The organism is Streptomyces sp. NPDC006476 (genome assembly GCF_040612015.1).
GTDB classification, from domain to species: Bacteria; Actinomycetota; Actinomycetes; order Streptomycetales; family Streptomycetaceae; genus Streptomyces; species Streptomyces griseorubiginosus_B.
Genome location: NZ_JBEXPK010000265.1, coordinates 1 through 2018 on the forward strand (window position 1 = coordinate 1; position 2018 = coordinate 2018).

Sequence of the window (2018 nt, forward strand, 5' to 3'; positions counted from 1 at the left end):
TGCACGAGGACCTGCCTCAGCAGGGCGACCGCCTCGATCTCACGGATCCACACCGGGGCGCCGGGGGACCAGGCGGCCCGGCACAAGGCCAGCGCATCCTGGCCGAAGACTAGGGCGAGCCGATCCCGCTTGGTCTTCGACGACGGCATCGTCCAGCCATCGACGCGCGGCCCGTAGCGTCGGCGAACTCGGCGACATCGATCACCCCGGCCAGCCAGCACGGTGCCGCCACCGCCAGAGCCTCCAGCGCTGCCCGCACGCTCTCCCCGGCCAGCTCGGTGCGGTTGAGGTCACGGACCGCGCTGATCACATGGGTGGAGTCGGTGCGCTGCTTGCCGCCGGCCTTGACCAGCCCGGCCCCTGGTAGCTCGGGGGTGCGACCCCATTCCGAGCGGTTCCCGGAGGCCCTGTTGTCGTTGTTGTACGCGCCCGAGCCCGTTGACTTCAACTCGCCCGCCGTGTCGTGCGATTGCCTCGCGCACGTGTACGGCAATGCGGCCGATCATCCCGATCGGGTGCGCCGGTATCCGTCGGACATGACGGACGCAGAGTGGGCGGCCGTGCGGCCATTGTTGCCGGTGCCGGCCTGGCTTCAGGGGCGGGGCGGACGGCCCGAGGGCTACTGCCATCGGCAACTGCTGGACGCGATCCGTTACCTGGTCGGGGGCGGGATCTCGTGGCGCGCACTGCCCGCCGACTTCCCCGGCTGGGGCCGGGTTTACGCCTTCTTCCGGCGCTGGCGCGAGCACGGGCTGATCGCCGAGTTCCACGACCGGCTGCGCGGAAAGGTCCGTGAGCGTGAGGGCCGCGAGGCCGAGCCCACGGCGGGGATCATCGACGCGCAGTCGGTGCGGGCCGCCGCGACAGTGCCGGCCGCCTCACGCGGCTACGACGGCGGGAAGAAGGTGCCAGGCCGCAAACGCCACATCGTGACCGACACCCTCGGACTGCTCCTGGTCGTCTGCGTCACCGCCGCGAACATCGGCGACCGCGACGCCGCGGCGGGCGCTGAAGCTGGCTGCGCCGCCTGCACCGTGACATCACCCTCGTCTGGGCCGACGGCGGCTACACCGGCGACCTGGTCGACCGGTGCCGGCAGCAGATCACCCTCACCCTGCAGATCGTCAAGCGCACCGACGACATGTCATGGTTCGTCGTGCTGCCCAGACGCTGGGTGGCCGAGCGCGCATTCGCCTGGCTGATGAACTCCCGCCGCTTGGCGAGGGACTACGAAACCCTGCCCGCTACGAGCGAAGCGATGATCCGGTGGTCGATGACCACGCGGATGGGCCGGCGTCTGGCACGGGCACAGGCCACCGAGGGGCACTGAACGCCCCGGACGCCTCCTGCACGAGCCACCCTCGCTCCGCCAGGCGCCTGGCCTTCGAACGCACCCCCTCGACCTTCGCCGGAATCGACTCCAGACCCAGCTCCAGCGCGATCTCCCGGGCCTTCAGCGGTTCCCTGCCCGCCGTCCGCGCCTCCTCCACCACACCCAGGATCCGCTGGTAGTCCGGCGTCAGCACCGTCACCGGCAACCCGTCCCGCCGGGGCGGCACCGTCGAGCCCGGCACGGGCGAGGGCGCGGGCTCCCGCTCCGCCTCGCACTCGGTCACAGCAGTGGACTCGGCCGCGGATGCGGCCAGGGCCTCGACCAGCTCCTCCCGCGCGATCACCCGCCGGTCCAACTCGATCTCGGCAGCCTCCAACACCCCGGCCAGCCGGGCGACTTCCTCCCGCAGCCCCTCCACCCGCAAACGCGCAGCCGCCTCCCGCTCCTCCAGCATTCCCAGCACCGACGCCACCGCGCACCCCTCGTCCACGAAGCGGATACAAGACGCCGAAACCCTGGCTCACTCCGAGCGGCACCATGCCTCACCAGCGGAAATCAAACGATCACGTTCGATTGAGATACGGCTTCTCAGCTTGGTTTTTAACCTCGGGTGTCACCCGACCTGCTGATCTGCGGTTCTTCCCGGGACAGCCGAGGCGGCCGTTCTCCACGCTTCGAGATGTTG

2 protein-coding genes and 1 pseudogene are annotated in these 2018 nt (G+C 70.5%); 1 reads left to right on the forward strand and 2 read right to left on the reverse strand.

From position 1 onward, the window contains the following. Positions 1 to 109 precede the first annotated feature (109 nt). Positions 110 to 448: a hypothetical protein gene (locus ABZZ74_RS53850; RefSeq protein WP_356951403.1), complete on the reverse strand. Its 339-nt coding sequence runs from the start codon at positions 446 to 448 to the stop codon at positions 110 to 112. An 88-nt stretch (positions 449 to 536) separates the two neighbouring features. Between ABZZ74_RS53850 and ABZZ74_RS53855 the strand changes: the two are divergent. Beyond that, a pseudogene (locus ABZZ74_RS53855) lies at positions 537 to 1330 on the forward strand (IS5 family transposase). On the opposite strand, the gene ABZZ74_RS53860 reads toward ABZZ74_RS53855, so the two are convergent. Beyond that, positions 1245 to 1787, reverse strand: a complete 543-nt coding sequence (locus ABZZ74_RS53860; protein WP_356951404.1) for a hypothetical protein — start codon at positions 1785 to 1787, stop codon at positions 1245 to 1247. The pseudogene ABZZ74_RS53855 and the gene ABZZ74_RS53860 overlap by 86 nt on opposite strands. Between the last annotated feature and the right edge of the window lie 231 nt (positions 1788 to 2018).

Bases quoted from the DNA above. Each gene is read 5' to 3' on its own strand.
- ABZZ74_RS53860 (WP_356951404.1), bottom strand. From the start codon at position 1,787: ATGCTGGAGGAGCGGGAGGCGGCTGCGCGTTTGCGGGTGGAGGGGCTG.